Genomic DNA, 17,738 nt, shown 5'->3' with positions numbered 1-17,738 from the left:
CAGCAAAACTCGTGGCCCCGGCCTGACACTCGGACAGACCAGCCTGCTCCTGCAGAACCTGCTCACCTGCTGGACCGGGGCCTGCGCACTATGCCAACAACCACTCCCGCCCTAACAAAGCCCTATTGAACGCAACCAAGGCCACCTTGGGGCGCAGTGGCCGGGGTCAGTTGATCGTGTACGAGTCTCCGTAGACCTTCCACTTCAGCGGGGTGTGCAGGTCGAAGTTCCCCTCGTTCAGGAACTTCAGCTGCGCGGTGTCCACGCGGGAGGTGTCCGCGTGCGCCTCTTCCTGCTTCATGATCACCTTGCGGGCGTCGAGGAACGCCTTGAGGTACGTGGTCTCGTTACCGCCCTGTGCGGGGGTTTTCGCCTTCTTCATCGCCGTCTTGCGGATGCCGCCGAAGCTGTCCGAACTCTCGCCGGGGCCGTGCATCACGATCGCGTCGTAGTAGATGAACTGGCCCAAGGTGCTCAAGCCGTCCGACTTGCCCTGGTTCACCGACGGGTTGAAGTAGACGCGGTCGCGTTCGTTGTTCTGGGCCGTCTGGAACGCCGTCGTCGCCGCGGCCTGCTTCCACGCGCTCTCGAACGCCGAACCCAGGCCCGCGTGGGAATCCGTGCCGTTGACCTTGCGCAGCGCGGGGAGGTACTTCGCCAGCGGGTTGCCCGGCACCGAATTCGTGTACGCCTCGACGAGTTCGAGCATGTCGCCGGTGCCGGAGCAGAAGCCGATGATGCCCGCGGTGTACCCGCGGCCGTCGCCGATGTCCTCGATGTACTTGTACTGCGCCTTCCAGTCCAGCGAGGAGTTTTCCGCACTGGAGACCAGCTTCATCGCGATCTCCTTCTTGGCCGGCGCCGCGAGGTCGCCGGCGGCGAGCACGGACGCGACGGCGGGAGCCAGTGGCGCCGGGGCGGCCGAGGAGAACGCGGGCGTGGTGATCACGAGGGCCGCGACGGAGGCGGCGCCGAGCGTGCCGATGAGGACCGGCCGCAACTTCTTGCTCATGGGGAGGGGACCCTTTCCGCGGGGTGCGCCGTCGGTTCACGGCGGTACGGGCGATGCGGGTGGAGCTGCGGCGTGACGTCACGGTAGCGAAGAGTCAGCAAGCTCCACAAGAGGTGGAATCCGTTCATGTTCGTGAACGGTCCAGACCACTTTTCGAAGGGTCCGCAAAGGACGGTCAGCGCACCCCGGCGAAGAGGCGGATGACGTCCGGCAGCACGGTCACCGGGATCGTCGGGTCGATCGCGCGCTGCACGCCGAGCCCGATGCCGAGGCTGAGCAGGGCCGTCGCGGCGTCGTCGGCCGACATCGGCAGCGTGATCCCGAACCGCTCGGCGTACCCGGTGAGCAGGCCGGCGATGGTGTCGCGGATGGCCTTGTCCCGTGCCGCCAGTTCGGCGCGCACGTGCGGATCGCGCCGCGCGTTCGTCGCGAACTCGACCTCGAGCGCGGTCCAGGCCTCGTCGCCGATGCTGCGCTCGGCCCACGTCTGGAACGCCGCCAGCAGTCCTTCCACCCCGTCGGCGCCGGCCAGTGCCTCGGCGACCAGGGCGACCTGCTCGTCGTGGATCCGGTCGAGCACCGTCAGGCAGAGCTCGTCCTTGCTGCGGAAGTTCGAGTACACCGCGCCCTTCGAATACCCGGCCTCGTCGGCGACCTTTTCCAGCGACGTCACCGAGTAGCCGTCGCGCAGGAAGAGCAGTTTGGCGGTCTCGATCAGCTGCTCGCGGGTGCGTGCCTGGCTTTCCGCGCGGGTGAGTCGGGCCATGGCGGCACTCTAGCGAACCTCGGCATTGGGGTACCGTCGGTATTCGAATACTGTTAGTCTCCGAAAATGGAGCAACGCCACTTCGCGGTCCTCGTCGTCGGTGCCGGCGCGTCGGGGCTGGGTGCCGCCATCCGCCTGTCCCAGGCCGGCGTCGGCGACCTCGCCGTGCTGGAGAAGGCCGGCGCGCTCGGCGGGACCTGGCGCGACAACACCTATCCCGGCTGCGCGTGCGACGTCCCGTCCGCGCTGTACTCGTACTCCTTCGCGCCCAATCCGGAGTGGACGCGCGCGTTCGCCGGCCAGGCCGAGATCCGGGCCTACCTGCGGGACACGGCCGTGCGGTTCGGCGTCACCGGGAAGATCCGTTACGGCGTCGAGGTGACGCGCGCGCAGTGGAACGACCGCGACGCGCGCTGGGAGCTGGAGACGTCGCAAGGTCCGTACAGCGCACGGGTCCTGGTCGCGGGCACCGGCCCGTGGCACGAGCCGCTGATCCCGGGCCTGCCGGGGCTGGCCGGTTTCCCCGGCGAGGTCTTCCACTCCGCGCGCTGGAACCACGGCTACGACCTGACGGGCAAGCGCGTCGCGGTGATCGGCACCGGCGCGTCCGCGGTCCAGTTCGTCCCGGAGATCGTGCCCCGCGTGGAGCGGCTGCACCTGTTCCAGCGCACCGCCCAGTGGGTCCTGCCGAAGCCCGACTTCCCGGTACCGGGCGCCGAACGGTTCCTCCTGCGGCGGTTCCCGGCCCTGCAGCGGGCCCTGCGCGGCGCCGAATACGGCCTGCTGGAGACACTCGGGTTCGGCTTCCGGCACCCGTGGCTGCTGCGGCAGGTGCAGCGGATCGGGCTCGCCCACCTGCGGTTCGCCGTGCGGGATCCCGTGCTGCGCAAGGCACTCACCCCGGACTACACACTCGGCTGCAAACGCCTGCTCATGTCGAACACCTACTACCGGGCGCTGACGCAGTCCCGGGTGGACGTGCACGCCACCGCGGTGCGGGCGGTGGACGGCTCGCGCGTGCTGGGCGCGGACGGCTCGGTCGCCGAGGCCGACGCGATCATCTTCGGCACCGGCTTCCACATCCTCGACATGCCGGTGTCGGCGCGGGTGTTCGACGCCGACGGCCGCAGCCTCGACGACCACTGGAAGGGCAGCCCGCAGGCGTACGCGGGGACGACCGTGGCCGGGTTCCCGAACCTGTACCTGCTGCTCGGCCCCAGTCTCGGCACCGGGCACTCGTCGGCGTTCACGATCGTCGAGGCCCAGCTGCGGCACACGGTGGCGGCGGTGACCCGGACCCTGCGTTCGGAGCGGACGTCGTTGTCGGTCCGCCCGGAAGTGCAGGCGGCGTTCAACGCGGAGGTCCAGGCGGCGCTGCCGGGCACGGTCTACCAGTCCGGCGGCTGCTCCAGCTACTACACCGACGTCAACGGCCGCAACAGCTTCAGCTGGCCGTTCTCCACCGGGCGGCTGCGCTCGCGGGTGGGGGAATTCCGCGAAGCGGACTACGAGGTCACAACGTCGTGAAGCGGATTCCCGCCTTGGTGAGGCGGTCCACGAGCGCGCTGCCCATCGCGGTCGCCGTGGTCACCTGCCCCGCCGTCTCCGGGAGGTCGTCGGTCGCCAGGCACAGGGCCGACTCCGCGAGCATCTTCGCCGTCTCGTCGTAGCCCGGGTCGCCGCCGGACACCTCCGTCACCACCCGCGAGCCGCCGCCCTCACCGATGAACCGCACCGAGAACCACGACCGCGCGCGCCGTTCCGGACTCGGGCCGCGGCCGGGTGCCAGCAGGCGGGACAGCGCCCGCCGGGCCGGTGGGACCTGCGCCGCGGCGAACAGGGCGCCCGCTCCGGCCACCCCGCCGGCCAGCACCGGCAGGTGCTTCACGGCGGCGAAGTGCCGGTAGGTGAAGGCCGGGCCGTAGCGCTCGGACGCGGCCGCCGACCGGCGGACGACCTGCCCGTCGATCGTCGGCAGCGGCACCGCCCACCAGCCGGCCTCGGCGAGCCGGTGCGGGCGCCCGAGCGGGGCGCGCGCGAAGCGCCCGGCCGGCCGGGGTTCGGCCGCCGCCCGCTCGCGTGCCGCCCGGGCGCCGGCCGGCAGCCGGGACATGACGGTCAGCGCGCTGAGGAACGTGCCGCCCGAGGGCATCCCGCCGGCCCGGACGTAGCCGTCGACCGTCAGCGGCACGCCTTCGGGCAGCTGCTGCACGGTGAACCACGCGCCGAGGTCGTGCGGGATCGAGTCGAACCCGCACGCGTGCACCAGCCGCGCGCCGGTCTCGCGGGCGCGCCGGTCGTGCGCCAGGTACACCCGGTCGACGAACTCGGGTTCGCCGGTGAGGTCGACGTAGTCGGTGCCCGCTTCGGCGCACGCCGCCACCAGCGGCTCCCCGTGCGCCAGGTACGGGCCGACCGTCGTGATCACCACTTTCGCCGATTCAGCCACGGCTCGCAGGGACGCCGGATCGCCGGAGTCGGCGACGAGCAGGTCGAGGGAGCCGAACCGGTCGTCGATCTCCGTCAGCAGCGCCCGGACGCCTTCGAGCTTGCCGCGGCTGCGCCCGGCCAGGGCCCAGCGCAGGTCGGCCGGCGCGTGGCGGGCCAGGTACTCGGCGGTGAGGCCGCCGGTGAACCCGGTGGCGCCGAACAGGACCACGTCGTACGCGCGCATGTCTTCTCCTCCGGGACGTCGACCGCGCTCAGGTTACCCGCCGGTCACTTCCCGGCGCCGGGTGAACTACCGGCGGGTACAGTGCCCCCTCGAACGCGAGGAGGCAACCGTGACCGAACGCTTCGGCAGCTACCAGAACGAGATCTACCTGCAGGGGCTCGGTGGTCAGCTGCCGCCGTGCTCGACGGACGCGACCAGGCTCGAAGCGTCGGCTCGCGAGGTCATGGCCCCCGGGCCGTTCTCCTACGTCGCGGGCGCGGCGGGCTCCGGCGCGACCGCCCGCGCCAACCGCGAGGCGTTCGACCGCTGGCGCATCGTGCCGCGGATGCTGACCGGCGCCACCGAACGCGACCTGGCCACGACCGTGCTCGGCACCCGGCTGCCGGCGCCGGTGGCCGTCGCGCCGGTCGGCGTCCAGTCGATCGTCCACCCGGACGCCGAGTCCGCGACCGCCCGCGCCGCCGCCTCGGCCGGGCTGCCGTTCATCCTGTCCACGGCGTCGTCGACCGGCATCGAAGACGTCGCCGCGGCCAACGGCGACGGCCCGCGCTGGTTCCAGCTGTACTGGCCCGGCGACAACGACGTCTGCGCGAGCCTGCTGACCCGGGCGAAGAACGCGGGCTACACCGCGCTGGTCGTCACCGTCGACACGTGGACGCTGGCGTGGCGGCCGTCCGATCTGGACCAGGCGTACCTGCCGTTCGTGCGCGGCGAGGGCTGCGCCGTCCCGTTCACCGACCCGGTGTTCCGCGGCCTGCTGGAGAAGACCCCGGAGGAGGATCCGAACATGGCGATCCTGCGGTGGATCGGCATGCTCACCGGCACCGACCGGACGTGGGACCAGCTGCCGTTCCTGCGCGAGCACTGGGACGGCCCGATCGTGCTCAAGGGCATCCAGCACGCCGGCGACGCGCGCCGCGCGGCCGAGGCGGGCATGGACGGCATCGTCGTCTCCAACCACGGCGGCCGCCAGGTCGACGGCGCGATCGGCGCCCTGGAGGCACTCCCGGGCATCGTCGCGGCGGTCGGCGACCGCATGGAGGTGCTGTTCGACTCGGGCATCCGCACCGGCGCCGACGTGCTCAAGGCGCTCGCGCTGGGCGCACGGGCGGTCCTGGTCGGCCGCCCGTGGGTGTACGGCCTGGCCCACGCGGGCGAGGACGGCGTCCGCCACGTCCTGCGCAGCCTGCTGGCCGACTTCGACCTGACCATGGGGTTGTCCGGGCACCGCACCCTGGCCGACCTGGGGCCGGACTCGCTGCAGCGGACCTGAGGTAACAAATCGGGAATTCCGGGGACAGCCGAGACCGCGGCCGCTACGGTTCTGCCTCACCACGGCCGCTCGGGGACGGACCGGTGGTTTCCATCGTTCCTTTCACCAGGGGGTTTTCCTTGTCCGGAATCGCCATGCGCATCGGCATCATCTTCGCGGTCCTCGGCTTCGGCTCGCTGCTGCTCGAGCAGTTCGACCGCGAGTTCATCCTGCTCTCGTGGGCTGACGGCATGCAGCCCGTGTTCGGCATCGTCCTCGGCCTGGTCGGCGTCGTGCTGATCGGCGTCTCGGTGGTCACCGGCCGGGCCAAGGCCGCGCCGCAGCCGCAGCAGCAGGCCCCGGTGCAGTCGCCGCAGCAGCCCGGCCAGCCCGGCTGAGCCCAAGCGCCCCAAGGTGGCCTTGGTTGCGTTCAACGCACCCAATGTGGCCTTCGGTGCGTTGAACGCACCGAAGGCCACATTGGGGCGCTGGGAGGGCGGGCCCGGGGTGTGGCCGGTCACGTAGTCGGGATATTCGGAAGCCCGGTTCGTCACGCACGGCTATCCTTGGACCGAGAATGTCCGAGCCATCCCTCTTCCACGCGCTGCGAGCGCGCCTGCCCGAGCTGATGCCGCGCGACGAGCAGCGGCTGCGCCGGCGGCTCGAAGGCGCCCGCAAAGCGCGCGACCGTGACACCGCCCTCGCGCGGATCGCCGCCGACGTCGACGCCGCCGAGCTGCGCGTGCAGTCGCGGCGCGAGAGCGTGCCCAAGATCGAGTACCCGGAAGAGCTGCCGGTCAGCAGGCTCAAGGACGAGATCGCCGCCGCCATCGGCAAGCACCAGGTCGTGATCGTCGCGGGGGAGACCGGCTCGGGCAAGACCACCCAGCTGCCGAAGATCTGCCTCGAGCTCGGCCGCGGCATCCGCGGCCAGATCGGGCACACCCAGCCGCGGCGGCTGGCCGCGCGCACGGTCGCCGACCGGATCGCCGGCGAGCTGAAGACCGAGCTCGGCGAGACCGTCGGCTACAAGGTGCGGTTCACCGACCAGTCCGGCCAGGACACGCTGGTCAAGCTGATGACCGACGGCATCCTGCTGGCCGAGATCCAGACCGACCGGTCGCTGCGCCAGTACGACACCCTGATCATCGACGAGGCCCACGAGCGCAGCCTCAACATCGACTTCATCCTCGGCTACCTCAAGCAGCTGCTGCCGCGCCGCCCCGACCTCAAGGTCGTCATCACCTCGGCGACGATCGACCCGGAACGCTTCTCGAAGCACTTCGACGACGCGCCGATCGTCGAGGTCTCCGGCCGGACGTACCCGGTCGAGACCCGCTACCGGCCGCTCGTCGACCCCGACGATCCCGAAGACTCCGGGGACGCCGACGAGCGCGACCAGACCCAGGGCATCCTCGACGCCGTCGAGGAGCTGTGCGCCGAAGGACCCGGCGACATCCTGGTGTTCCTCTCGGGCGAACGCGAGATCCGCGACACGGCGGACGTGCTCAACCGGGCGAACCTGCGCGGCACCGAGGTGCTGCCGCTGTACGCACGGCTGTCGGCGGCGGAGCAGCAGCGCATTTTCCAGTCCCACACCGGGCGCCGCGTCGTGCTCGCCACCAACGTCGCCGAGACGTCGCTGACCGTGCCGGGCATCAAGTACGTCGTCGACCCGGGTACCGCGCGGATCTCGCGCTACAGCCACCGGACCAAGGTGCAGCGGCTGCCGATCGAGCCGGTGTCGCAGGCGTCGGCCAACCAGCGCAAGGGGCGCTGCGGCCGGACGTCCGACGGCATCTGCATCCGGCTCTATTCCGAAGAGGACTTCGAGAGCCGTCCCGAGTTCACCGATCCCGAGATCCTGCGGACCAACCTCGCGTCGGTCATCCTGCAGATGACGTCGCTGGGCCTCGGTGACATCGCGGCGTTCCCGTTCGTCGAGCCGCCGGACCGCCGTCAGGTCGCCGACGGCGTCGGCCTGCTGCAGGAACTGGGCGCCTTCGCCAGCACCGGTTCCGACCGCAGCCTGACCGACATCGGCCGCAAGCTCGCGCAGCTGCCCGTCGACCCGCGGATGGGCCGGATGGTCCTGGAGGCGGCGCGCAACGGCTGCGTCCGCGAAGTGATGATCATCGCGGCCGGACTGTCCATTCAGGACCCGCGCGAGCGGCTGGCCGAGAAGCAGCAGGCGGCGGACGCCCAGCACGCGCGGTTCGCCGATCCGACGTCGGACTTCCTGGCCTACCTGAACCTGTGGGAGTACGTCGCCGAGCAGCAGAAGGCGTTGTCCGGCAACCAGTTCCGGCGCATGTGCCGCGCCGAGTACCTCAACTACCTGCGCCTGCGCGAGTGGCAGGACATCTTCAGCCAGCTGCGTCAGCTGGCCAAGCCGCTCGGCATCTCCCTGAACACGAACACCGCCCCGGTCGATCCGCAGCGCGTGCACACGTCCCTGATCGCCGGGCTGCTCTCGCACATCGGGCTCAAGGACCCGGCCAAGGGCGACTACCTGGGCGCGCGGGGTGCCCGCTTCGGCGTGTTCCCGGGATCGGCGCTGTTCAAGAAGCAGCCGCGCTGGGTGATGTCGGCCGAGCTGGTCGAGACGTCGCGGCTGTGGGCGCGGGTCAACGCGCGCATCGAACCCGAATGGGTCGAGCCGCTGGCCGAGCACGTCGTGAAGCGGTCGTACTCCGAGCCGCACTGGGAACGCAAGCAGGGCGCGGTGATCGCGACCGAGAAGGTGACGCTGTACGGCGTGCCGCTGATCGCCGACCGCCGCGTCAACTACGGCCGGATCGACCCCGAAATGTCGCGGGCGCTGTTCATCCGGCACGCGCTGGTCGAGGGTGACTGGCAGACGCGTCACCACTTCTTCGCCGAGAACCGCGCGCTGCTGGAGGAGGTCGAGGACCTCGAGAACCGCGCGCGGCGGCGCGACATCCTGGTCGACGACCAGACGCTGTACGAGTTCTACGACGCGCGGGTCCCGGCGGACGTCGTCTCGGTGCGCCACTTCGACAGCTGGTGGAAGAAGGCGCGGCACACGGACCCCGATCTGCTGTCGTTCGAGAAGTCCATGCTCATCAACGAGTCCGCGGACGACGTCCGCGAGGGCGACTACCCGGACTCGTGGACGCAGGGCACGCAGGTCTTCAAGCTGACCTACCAGTTCGAGCCGGGCGCGGACGCCGACGGCGTCACCGTGCACGTCCCGCTGCCGGTGCTCAATCAGGTGACGCCGGACGGGTTCGACTGGCAGGTGCCGGGCCTGCGCGCGGAACTGGTGACGCAGCTGATCAAGTCGCTGCCGAAGGCGGTGCGCCGCAACTTCGTCCCGGCGCCGGACACCGCCCGGGAAGTCCTTTCGCGAGTGTCCCCTTCGGACGGTCCACTGCTGGAGGTGCTCGGCCGCGAGCTGCGGGCGCTGCGCGGGATCACGGTGCCCTATGCGGACTGGGACCTGTCCTCGGTGCCGGAGCACCTGAAGATGACCTTCCGCGTGGTCGACGAGCGCGGCAAGCGCGTCGCCGAAGGCAAGGACGTTGCCCAGCTGCAGCGGCAGCTGGCGCCGAAGGTTCGCGAGACGATCTCCAAGGCGGCCAACACCCTGGAAAAGGCGGGCCTGACGAAGCCGGCGTTCGGGGCACTGCCGCAGGTGTTCACTTCGCACCAGCGTGGCCACGACGTCAAGGCGTATCCGGCACTGGTGGACGAGGGTGCTTCGGTGGCGGTACGGCTCTTGGACACGCCGGGGCAGCAGGAGCACGCGATGTGGGCGGGCACCCGGCGGATGCTGCGGCTGAACCTGAGCTCGCCGATGAAGTTCATCACGCGGTCGCTGTCCAACTCGTCGAAGCTGGTGCTGAACCGGAACCCCCACGGCGGCGTGGCGGCGTTGCTCGAGGACTGCGTCGACTGCGCGGTGGACGCCCTGATGACCGAGGCGGGCGGCCCGGTGTTCGACGAGACCGGCTTCAAGGTGCTGCTGGAGAAGGTCCGGGCCGGGCTGCACCCGGCGGTGCTGGACGTGCTGCGGGAGGTCGAGAAGATCCTCCGCGCGGCGAACGACGTCGAGGTCCTGCTGCCTTCGTCGCGTGGCCCCGCGGAGTCCCTCGCCGACATCCGCGCCCAGCTGGCCGGCTTGGTGTACCCGGGGTTCGTGACGGAGACCGGGGCTTCGCGGCTGCGTCACGTGGTCCGGTACCTGCAGGGAATCCTGCGCCGGCTGGAGAAGCTGCCCGTGGAGCCGACCCGCGACCTGCAGCGGACGGCGGACATCGCGTGGATCTCCCGCGAGTACGCCGACGCGCTGGCTTCGCTGCCGCCGGGAACGTCGTCCCCGGCGTTGCGCGAGGTGCGGTGGATGATCGAGGAACTGCGGGTTTCGTTCTTCGCCCAGACGCTGGGGACGGCGCATCCGGTGTCGCTGAAGCGGATCACGAAAGCCCTGGACGACGCGATGGCCTGAGCCGGGCTACTTCGCCTCGGCGTAGGTGTCGACCGCGGCGGTCTGCATCGGGAAGCGGACCGGGCAGGCCGGGCCGAACAGCATCCGGGCCGCCTCCGTCACCGAGTCCGTGATCGCCGCGGTGACGGCGGGAGCCAGTGGCGCCGGGGTGTGGACGATGACCTCGTCGTGCTGGAAGAAGACCAGGTGGGCGGGGGACGGCAACCGGGTGCGCAACGTGGCCAGCAGCACCGCCGTCATGTCCGCCGCGCTGGCCTGGACCACGAAGTTGCGGGTGAAGCGGCCCCAGCCGCGGGAGGCCCGGCGGGCCTTCAGTTCCCCGGCTTCGTCCGAAGCCAGGCCGCCGGTCAACGCCCGCCAGGCCGCCGACGGAGCGGGGGACGTGCGGCCCAGCCGGGAGCGGACCCGCTCGCCGCGCTCGCCCGCCTGCGCCGCACGCTCCACATAGGACACCGCGTCCGGGAAACGCTGCCGCAGCAACCCCAGCAGCGGCCCCGCTTCGCCGGACGTGCCGCCGTACATCGCCGAAAGCATCGCGATCTTCGCGCGCGCCCGGTCGTCGCGGTCGTCGTCGGCGGCCGGTACCCAGCGGGCGCCGGAGAACAGCGCCTCGCCCAGCCGCGCGTACAGGTCCGTTGCCGCCGCGACGTCGGCCAGCCGCCGGTCGCCCGACAGGGCCGTGAGGACCCGGGGCTCCAGCTGGGCCGCGTCGGCCACCACGAGCTGCCAGCCCGGGTCCGCGCGCACGCACGTCCGCAGCACCTTCGGGATCTGCAGCGCCCCGCCGCCGCGGCTGGCCCACCGCCCGGACACCACCCCGCCGACGACGTAGTGCGGCCGGAACCGGCCCTCGCTGACCCATTCGTCGAGCCACGTCCAGCCGTTCGCGGTGTACAGCCGCGACAGTTCCTTGTACTCCAGCAACGGCCCGACCGCGGGGTGGTCGATCCCCTTCAGCAGGTACTTCCGCGCCGCCGGCACCTCGATCCCCTCGCGGGCCAGCGCCCGGACCACGCTCGGCGGCGAGTCCGGGTTCACCGGCCGCCCGCCGAACGCCTCGCTGATCTTCGCCGCCAGTTCGACCAGCGCCTTGGGCCGCTGTCCGGCCGGCACGCGCGGACCCAGCCGCGCGGCCAGCAGCGCCTCGTGCACGTCGGCGCGCCACGGCAGGCCGTCGGCGGACATCTCCGCCGCGGCCAGTGCGCTCGCCGACTCCGCGGCCAGCAGCAGCCGCATCCGCTCCGGGTGCTCGGTCGCCGCCACCCGCCGTTCCTGCTCCGCGAGGACGCGCCGCACCGCCGTGACGACCGTCACGCCCTCCGGCAGCGTCGGCACCCGCGTCTCGAACAGCGTCGGCTGCGCCAGCTCGACGGCGGACTGCTCGGACGGCGGTTCCTCGCCGTTCGCCCTGGCCCAGGCCGCGCGCAGGCTCCGCGACTGCGCTTCCGCGCCCTCGTACGCCAGCAGCAGTCCCTCGGCCAGCTCGAGGTCGTAGCAGCGGCGCACCCGCAGGCCGGCCGCCATCAGCACCGGGTAGATCCGCTCCACCGACGGGAACACCCACCGCGGCGCCCGCGACGCCTCCAGCTCCCGCGACAGCTCCGCGAAAGCCGCCTCGTCCAGGCGATCCACCGTCGAAGACGGCGTGTGCACGCTGAAGGTTCCGTCCTCCTCTCGTCCTGCGATCACCTGCACTCGGACATCATGCCGACCACCACCGACATTTTTCGGGGGTTCGGGTGGCGGAGCCCCCGACTTGGGGCGAAGCCCCGGATGTCACCGACATTTTTCGGGGGGTTCGGGTGGCGGAGCCGCCGACTTGGGGCGAAGCCCCGGATGTCACCGACATTTTTCGGGGGTTCGGGTGGCGGAGCCCCGGATGTCATTGCCGGTTTCCGCCCGCTCGCGGGCTGGTGCGTTCGGCCCACGGTTGGTTTACTCTCCGGTAGCTCCCCATACCGCCGGTACGCCCGCCGTCGGCGTGGGCTTCTTCTCGCAGCAACGGAGGTGCCTGGATGAGCCTGGTCGCGCTCGCCACCACGGTGGCGGACAAGGTGACCGAGACGGTGCGCAGCGTCGACGTGATGCGACGGGCGGGCCTCGTCCCGTTCCCCCGGGTCGACGAGGGCCTCCGCTCGCTGGTCGCGCTGCGGAAGTTCGGGCCGTTCGCCGGCGCCAACCACATCTCCGCCCGCCGGGACCCGGCCGCCGTCGGGATCGTCGACGAGCTCGGCCCGCTCACCTACAAGCAGCTCGACGACCAGTCGAACGCGCTGGCCAGGGCCTGGTCCGAGCGCGGCATCGAACCCGGCCAGGTCGTCGCCGCGCTGTGCCGCGACCACCGCGGCCTGGTCCTCACGATGGCCGCGTCGGGCAAGCTCGGCGTCCGCCTGCTGCTGATGAACACCGGGTTCGCGAAGCCGCAGCTGGCCGACGTGGCCCAGCGCGAAGGCGTCACCGCGCTCGTCTACGACCAGGAGTTCACCGGCCTGCTCGACGCGATCCCGGACGGCGTGGCCCGCTACCTCGCGTGGGTCGAGCCCGGCTCCGACCTGACCGACCGGACCGTCCCGGTGCTCGACGAGATCATCGCCAGCACCGACGACCGCCCGTGGCCCGCGCCGGCCAAGCCGGGCGGGTTCGTGCTGCTGACCAGCGGCACCACCGGCACGCCGAAGGGCGCGCCGCGGCCGCACACCTCCGCGCTGGCCTCGGCGCAGTTCCTCGACCGGATCCCGCTGCGGTCGAACGAGGCCACCTACATGGGGGCGCCGCTGTTCCACGGCACCGGCCTGTCCCAGTTCATCCTGTCCTTCGCGCTCGGCTCGAAGGTCGTCATGCGGCGCAAGTTCAACCCCGAAGAGGCGCTGCGCGGCGTCGCCGAGCACAACTGCACCGCGCTCGTGCTGGTGCCGACCATGCTGCAGCGCATCGTCGACCTGCCGAAGGCGGTCCGGCAGAAGTACGACACCTCGGCGCTGCGGATCATCTTCGTCGCCGGCTCGGCGCTTTCGCCGGACCTGGGCAACCGGGCGAACGAGGCGTTCGGCCCGGTCGTGCACAACCTCTACGGCTCCACCGAGGTCGCGGTGGCCACGGTCGCGACGCCGGAGGACTGGGCGAAGGCCCCGGGCACGGTCGGCCGCGCGCCGGTCGGCTGCAAGGTGGCCCTGTACGACCAGAACGGTCGCCAGGTCACCGAGCCGCACGTGACCGGCCGCGTGTTCGTCGGCAGCGGGCTCAGCTTCGGCGGTTACACCGACGGCCGCCACAAGGAAATCATCGACGGCCTGCTCTCCAGCGGCGACGTCGGTCACTTCGACGAAGACGGCCTGCTGTTCATCGACGGCCGCGACGACGAGATGATCGTCTCCGGCGGCGAGAACGTGTTCCCGATCGAGGTGGAGAACCTGCTGGTCGAGCGCGAAGACGTGATCGAGGCGGCGGTGATCGGGGTCGACGACCCGGAGTTCGGGCAGCGGCTCAAGGCGTTCGTGGTGCGGGCCGAGGGCGCCGCACTGGACGCCGACGAGATCCGCGACTACGTCAAGGCGAACCTGGCTCGCTACAAGGTGCCCCGCGACGTCGAGTTCCTGGACGAGCTGCCGCGCAACGCGACCGGGAAGGTGCTGCGCACCAAGCTGCGGTGACAACGGAGGCTTCGCCTCGGGCCGGGACAGCGCGTTGATCGCGAACCGCACGGAGCCGGCCGGCCGGCTGAGCCGAGCTCAGTCCCAGTCGATGCCGAAGACGCCGGGGCCGAAGTCGAAGGCCACCGCGTGGACGCCGTCGGCGCCGTCGAGCTTGAGGGGGCGGCGCGCGAGCGTGCCGGTCGCGCCGTTGCGGGAGTACTGCCAGCAGCGGCCGGGTGCGGTGCCCGGCGCGAACCGGACCTCCAGCAGGTACTCCCGCACCGGGCGGCGGAACTCGCGGTAGTGCGTGTTGCGGCACTCCGGGTACGGCGGCCCGCTGTTGGTCAGCGTGTACTCGATCAGGTGCGTCTCGCCGCGGTTGATCGGCTGGTCGAAGAGCAGTTCGGTGACGAGCAGGCCGTGTGCCTCGTCGGTTTCGGCGCGGCCGGCCCGGCAGTTGCGCACGGCGTGCAGCTCGGGGACGCCCGCCGCGGGGTCGTCCTGGCTGTAGACCAGCAGCCAGCGGTCCTGGCCGTCCGCGACGGCCTGGAACACCGCACGCGCGGTCACCGCCCGCTGCCCGCCGTCCGCGGCGATCTCGCACAGGTCGTGCAGCCCGACCATCTTCAGCGGCTGCCGTCGGTCGAGTGCGTGCGGCGCGCCGACCTTCTCCAGCAGCGGCTGCAGCACCTCTCGCGGGAACGACATCGGCTCGCCGCCGGCCTGGCGCTTCGCGGCGCCGCCGCGGGGCCGGGGCGGGGGCAGCAGCCCGAGCAGGGACCCGGCGGGGACGTCGAGGATCTCTTCGAGCGTGCGGACGGCCGACAGCGAGCTCTGCCGCTCCGGCTGCCGTTTGCCCGACTGCCAATAGCTGAGCGCGGTGACGCTGACGACGACCCCGCGGGCCCGCAGCCGTGCCTGGATCCGGTCGAGCGACAGCCCGCTGGTGGCGATGGCCGCGCGCAGCCGGATGGCGAACTCGGTGCGCCCGCTCTCCTGGCCGTCACCGGCCGTGCTGCCCGCCATCGCTGAAATCCCGACCCGCCCCATGCCGTCCCCCGACGATCCCCGACACGGAGCACGTTAGCAGTTTTCCCCGCGGTCTCCGCGCCCTCTTCGGGTGCCTCGCCGGGGCGGACACTCGGGCGAACGGGCTAGTACTGGCAACTGTGAACCATTGCCCCGGCCTGGACGGACGCGCTTGTATGACTTGCCTGCGCCGGTGGCACCGCCTCCCCCTCACGGCCCGCCCGGGCGCAGGCGCGACCGGCCGCGCGAGCGGTTCCGGCTCCGGTTCACCCGGTCGAGTTGTGCGACCGGCCGGTGTGGCCGCGCGATGACCGGTGGCCCGGCGACGCCCCCAGCGCCGGGCCACCGGTCTTGTCACCACCGGGTAGATCCGCCTTCCTCCCCACCACCACCCTCAACGGAGACGCTTCGCGACGCTGTAAATTCCTGACATGACGCTCCGGAAGAACATCCTGATCACCGGCGCCAGCAGCGGGTTGGGCGAAGGCATGGCCCGCCAGTTCGCGGCGAAGGGGCGCAACCTCGCGCTGTGCGCCCGGCGCACCGAACGGCTCGAGAAGCTGGCCGCCGAGCTGACCGCGGCGCACCCCGGGATCAAGGTCGTCACGCGCACCCTCGACGTCACCGACCACGACCGCGTGTTCGCCGTCTTCGAGGAGTTCCGCACCGAACTCGGGTCCCTCGACCGGGTGATTGTGAACGCCGGGCTCGGGAAGGGGCAGCGGGTCGGCACCGGCCGGTTCGACGCCAACCGCCAGACCCTCGAGGTCAACTTCGTCGCGGCCGCCGCCCAGATCGAGGCCGCCGCCGGGATCTTCCGCGAGCAGGGCGCCGGCCACCTCGCCGTCATTTCCTCGTTCAGCGCGCTTCGCCCGTTCCCGGGCAACCTCACCGCGTACGCCGCTTCGAAGGCCGGGATCTCGGCGTTCGTCGGCGGCACCCGGATCGAGCTGAAGCGCAAGGGCATCGCCGTCACCGACGTCCGGCCCGGTTTCATCGAGTCGGAGATGAACGACCGGGTCGGCCGGAACCCGTTGCTGGCCAAGGCCGAGACCGGTGCCAGGGCGCTGGCCAAGGCGATCGAAGCCGAGCGCGCCAAGGCCTACGTCCCGGCGTGGCCGTGGGTGCCGCTGAGCGTCGTCATGCGCGTGGTGCCCGACGCGCTGCTGCGGAAGTTCGCGTGAACGCCCCGGTCGAGGTGCGCGCCGAGGACGCCTTCGACACGGGTGCGGTGCACGCCTGGCTGAGCGCGAAGGTCGAGGGCCTCGGGGACGGACCACCGCACGTCCGGCAGTTCCCCGGCGGCGCCTCCAACCTGACGTACCTGCTGACCTACCCCGGCCGCGAGCTGATCCTGCGCCGCCCGCCCGCCGGGCACAAAGCGGCGTCGGCGCACGACATGCGGCGCGAGTACCGCGTGCAGCACGCGCTGAAGCCGGTGTTCCCGTACGTGCCGCGGATGGTCGCCTTCGGGGACGACCCGGCCGTGCTCGGCGGCGACTTCTACGTGATGGAGAAGCTCGACGGCCTGATCCTGCGCGGCGACCTGCCCGAAGGTCTCGAACTGAGCCCGGACCAGGCGCGCGAGCTGTCCGGCAAGGTCGTCGACCGGCTGGTGGACCTGCACGCCGTCGACGTCGGAAAGGCCGGGCTCGCCGACCTCGGCAAGGGCGCCGGGTACGTCGAACGGCAGATCCGCGGCTGGTCGGAGCGGTACGTCGCGGCGCGCACGGACAACGTCGGCGACTTCGCCGAGGTGCGCGGGTGGCTGGCCGCGAACCAGCCCGCCGAGGTGAAGATCTGCCTGATCCACAACGACTACCGGCTCGACAACCTGGTGCTGGACGGCCCCTCGACGCTGAACATCACCAGCGTCCTCGACTGGGAGATGGCCACGCTCGGCGACCCGCTGATGGAGCTGGGCAGCATGCTCGCCTACTGGGTCCAGGCCGGGGACGACGACGCCATGCACGCGAGCCGCCGCCAGCCGACGCACCTGCCCGGCATGTTCACCCGCGAAGAGTTCGTCGCGCGCTACGCCGAGAAGACCGGCCTTGCGATCGGCGACTGGCGGTTCTACGAGGTCTACGGCCTCTTCCGGCTCGCCGCGGTGCTGCAGCAGCTGTACCGGCGCTACCGCGACGGCGCCACCCGCAACCCGGCGTTCAAGGACTTCTGGCAGTTCGTCGGGTACTTGGACTGGCGCTGCCGGGAGATCATCGCGAAGGGGAGTGTGTAGTGGGCGCCATCTACCTGGTCCGGCACGGTCAGGCGTCGTTCGGCGCGGCCGACTACGACGCACTTTCCCCGCGCGGCTTCGAGCAGTCCACTGTGGTCGGTGCGGAACTGCTGCGGCGCAACGTCTCCTTCAACCAGGTCCGGTCGGGTTCGCTGGCCCGGCAGCGCGACACCGCGGCGACGGCGCTGAAGGTGCTCGGCAGCGACGTCCCGGTGGTCGAGGACCCGCGCTGGAACGAGTACGACCACGTCGACATCGCACTCCACCACGCCGGCGGGGCACCGCAGGAGGATTCGCGGGCCTACCAGGGCGTCCTCGACGCGGCACTGACCGCGTGGACGTCGGCAGGCGCCGGCGGGCCGTGCGCCGAGCCGTGGCCCGCGTTCGTGGCCCGGTGCCGGGCCGCGCTCGCGGACCTGGTCGCGTCGCTGGGCAAGGGGGAGCACGCGGTGGTGTTCACCTCCGGCGGCGTGATCGCCACGATCTGCGGCCTGCTGCTGGGCACCCCGGAGGCCGGGCTGCTCAAGCTCAACCGCGTCACGGTCAACGGCGGGATCACCAAGGTGGTGTCCGGGCGCGGCGGCGTCACACTGCTGTCGTTCAACGAGCACCCGCACTTCGAGGCGGACGCGGCCTCGTTGCTCACCTATCGCTAGGAGGCAC

Annotated in this window: 13 protein-coding genes; 8 read left to right on the top strand and 5 right to left on the bottom strand. The window is 71.5% G+C overall.

The features are described from left to right. Positions 1 to 166 precede the first annotated feature (166 nt). Together ACLJQE_RS41615 and ACLJQE_RS41610 are read right to left on the bottom strand one after the other, a co-directional pair. Positions 167 to 1,012, bottom strand: coding sequence for a chitosanase (locus tag ACLJQE_RS41615; protein WP_410645284.1), 846 nt, complete (start codon positions 1,010 to 1,012; stop codon positions 167 to 169). A 175-nt stretch (positions 1,013 to 1,187) separates the two neighbouring features. Next, on the bottom strand, positions 1,188 to 1,778 hold the full coding sequence (locus tag ACLJQE_RS41610; RefSeq protein WP_410645283.1) for a TetR/AcrR family transcriptional regulator: 591 nt from the start codon (positions 1,776 to 1,778) through the stop codon (positions 1,188 to 1,190). A gap of 66 nt (positions 1,779 to 1,844) precedes the next feature. Between ACLJQE_RS41610 and ACLJQE_RS41605 the strand changes: the two genes are divergently transcribed. After that, positions 1,845 to 3,305 (top strand): flavin-containing monooxygenase, encoded by a 1,461-nt coding sequence (locus ACLJQE_RS41605; protein ID WP_410645282.1) that lies wholly within the window; start codon positions 1,845 to 1,847, stop codon positions 3,303 to 3,305. On the opposite strand, the gene ACLJQE_RS41600 is transcribed toward ACLJQE_RS41605, so the two are convergent. Next, positions 3,292 to 4,452 (bottom strand): saccharopine dehydrogenase family protein, encoded by a 1,161-nt coding sequence (locus ACLJQE_RS41600; RefSeq protein WP_410645281.1) that lies wholly within the window; start codon positions 4,450 to 4,452, stop codon positions 3,292 to 3,294. The two genes, ACLJQE_RS41605 and ACLJQE_RS41600, sit on opposite strands and share 14 nt — an antisense overlap. A gap of 109 nt (positions 4,453 to 4,561) precedes the next feature. Here ACLJQE_RS41600 and ACLJQE_RS41595 point away from each other — a divergent pair, with 109 nt between their 5' ends. From ACLJQE_RS41595 to hrpA, 3 genes are all read left to right on the top strand, one after another. Beyond that, positions 4,562 to 5,725 carry a lactate 2-monooxygenase gene (locus ACLJQE_RS41595; RefSeq protein WP_410645280.1) on the top strand — a complete coding sequence of 388 codons (1,164 nt, stop codon included), beginning with the start codon at positions 4,562 to 4,564 and terminating at the stop codon, positions 5,723 to 5,725. A 119-nt stretch (positions 5,726 to 5,844) separates the two neighbouring features. Further along, a complete protein-coding gene (locus ACLJQE_RS41590; protein WP_410645279.1) occupies positions 5,845 to 6,102 on the top strand; it encodes a hypothetical protein in 258 nt (85 codons plus the stop codon). Between the two features lie 179 nt (positions 6,103 to 6,281). Beyond that, on the top strand, positions 6,282 to 10,175 hold the full coding sequence (hrpA, locus tag ACLJQE_RS41585; RefSeq protein WP_410645278.1) for an ATP-dependent RNA helicase HrpA: 3,894 nt from the start codon (positions 6,282 to 6,284) through the stop codon (positions 10,173 to 10,175). A gap of 6 nt (positions 10,176 to 10,181) precedes the next feature. Here hrpA and ACLJQE_RS41580 read toward each other — a convergent pair whose 3' ends face one another. Further along, on the bottom strand, positions 10,182 to 11,870 hold the full coding sequence (locus tag ACLJQE_RS41580; RefSeq protein WP_410645277.1) for a bifunctional 3'-5' exonuclease/DNA polymerase: 1,689 nt from the start codon (positions 11,868 to 11,870) through the stop codon (positions 10,182 to 10,184). A 320-nt stretch (positions 11,871 to 12,190) separates the two neighbouring features. Here ACLJQE_RS41580 and ACLJQE_RS41575 point away from each other — a divergent pair, with 320 nt between their 5' ends. Continuing rightward, positions 12,191 to 13,825 (top strand): acyl-CoA synthetase, encoded by a 1,635-nt coding sequence (locus tag ACLJQE_RS41575; protein ID WP_410645276.1) that lies wholly within the window; start codon positions 12,191 to 12,193, stop codon positions 13,823 to 13,825. A 78-nt stretch (positions 13,826 to 13,903) separates the two neighbouring features. On the opposite strand, the gene ACLJQE_RS41570 is transcribed toward ACLJQE_RS41575, so the two are convergent. Continuing rightward, complete coding sequence (locus ACLJQE_RS41570) at positions 13,904 to 14,833, bottom strand: hypothetical protein (protein ID WP_410645275.1); 930 nt, start codon at positions 14,831 to 14,833, stop codon at positions 13,904 to 13,906. A 434-nt stretch (positions 14,834 to 15,267) separates the two neighbouring features. On the opposite strand from ACLJQE_RS41570, the gene ACLJQE_RS41565 reads away from it, so the two are divergent. The 3 genes from ACLJQE_RS41565 to ACLJQE_RS41555 are packed head-to-tail and all read left to right on the top strand — an operon-like array spanning position 15,268 to position 17,731. Beyond that, complete coding sequence (locus ACLJQE_RS41565) at positions 15,268 to 16,020, top strand: SDR family oxidoreductase (RefSeq protein WP_410645274.1); 753 nt, start codon at positions 15,268 to 15,270, stop codon at positions 16,018 to 16,020. After that, positions 16,017 to 17,075, top strand: coding sequence for a phosphotransferase family protein (locus ACLJQE_RS41560; RefSeq protein ID WP_410645273.1), 1,059 nt, complete (start codon positions 16,017 to 16,019; stop codon positions 17,073 to 17,075). The genes ACLJQE_RS41565 and ACLJQE_RS41560 overlap by 4 nt, the downstream gene beginning before the upstream one ends. After that, complete coding sequence (locus ACLJQE_RS41555; RefSeq protein ID WP_410645272.1) at positions 17,075 to 17,731, top strand: histidine phosphatase family protein; 657 nt, start codon at positions 17,075 to 17,077, stop codon at positions 17,729 to 17,731. The genes ACLJQE_RS41560 and ACLJQE_RS41555 overlap by 1 nt, the downstream gene beginning before the upstream one ends. Positions 17,732 to 17,738: the final 7 nt, after the last annotated feature.

The sequence above is a fragment of the Amycolatopsis sp. lyj-346 genome, from assembly GCF_046548975.1.
GTDB lineage: Bacteria > Actinomycetota > Actinomycetes > Mycobacteriales > Pseudonocardiaceae > Amycolatopsis.
The sequence above is the reverse complement of the archived record's forward strand: the minus strand, read 5'-3'. Positions and strand labels throughout refer to the sequence as shown.

Coding starts and splice junctions, on each gene's coding strand:
- ACLJQE_RS41615 (WP_410645284.1), bottom strand. CDS start 1,012: ATGAGCAAGAAGTTGCGGCCGGTCCTCATCGGCACGCTCGGCGCCGCC.
- ACLJQE_RS41610 (WP_410645283.1), bottom strand. CDS start 1,778: ATGGCCCGACTCACCCGCGCGGAAAGCCAGGCACGCACCCGCGAGCAG.
- ACLJQE_RS41605 (WP_410645282.1), top strand. CDS start 1,845: ATGGAGCAACGCCACTTCGCGGTCCTCGTCGTCGGTGCCGGCGCGTCG.
- ACLJQE_RS41600 (WP_410645281.1), bottom strand. CDS start 4,452: ATGCGCGCGTACGACGTGGTCCTGTTCGGCGCCACCGGGTTCACCGGC.
- hrpA (WP_410645278.1), top strand. CDS start 6,282: ATGTCCGAGCCATCCCTCTTCCACGCGCTGCGAGCGCGCCTGCCCGAG.
- ACLJQE_RS41575 (WP_410645276.1), top strand. CDS start 12,191: ATGAGCCTGGTCGCGCTCGCCACCACGGTGGCGGACAAGGTGACCGAG.
- ACLJQE_RS41570 (WP_410645275.1), bottom strand. CDS start 14,833: ATGGCGGGCAGCACGGCCGGTGACGGCCAGGAGAGCGGGCGCACCGAG.
- ACLJQE_RS41565 (WP_410645274.1), top strand. CDS start 15,268: ATGACGCTCCGGAAGAACATCCTGATCACCGGCGCCAGCAGCGGGTTG.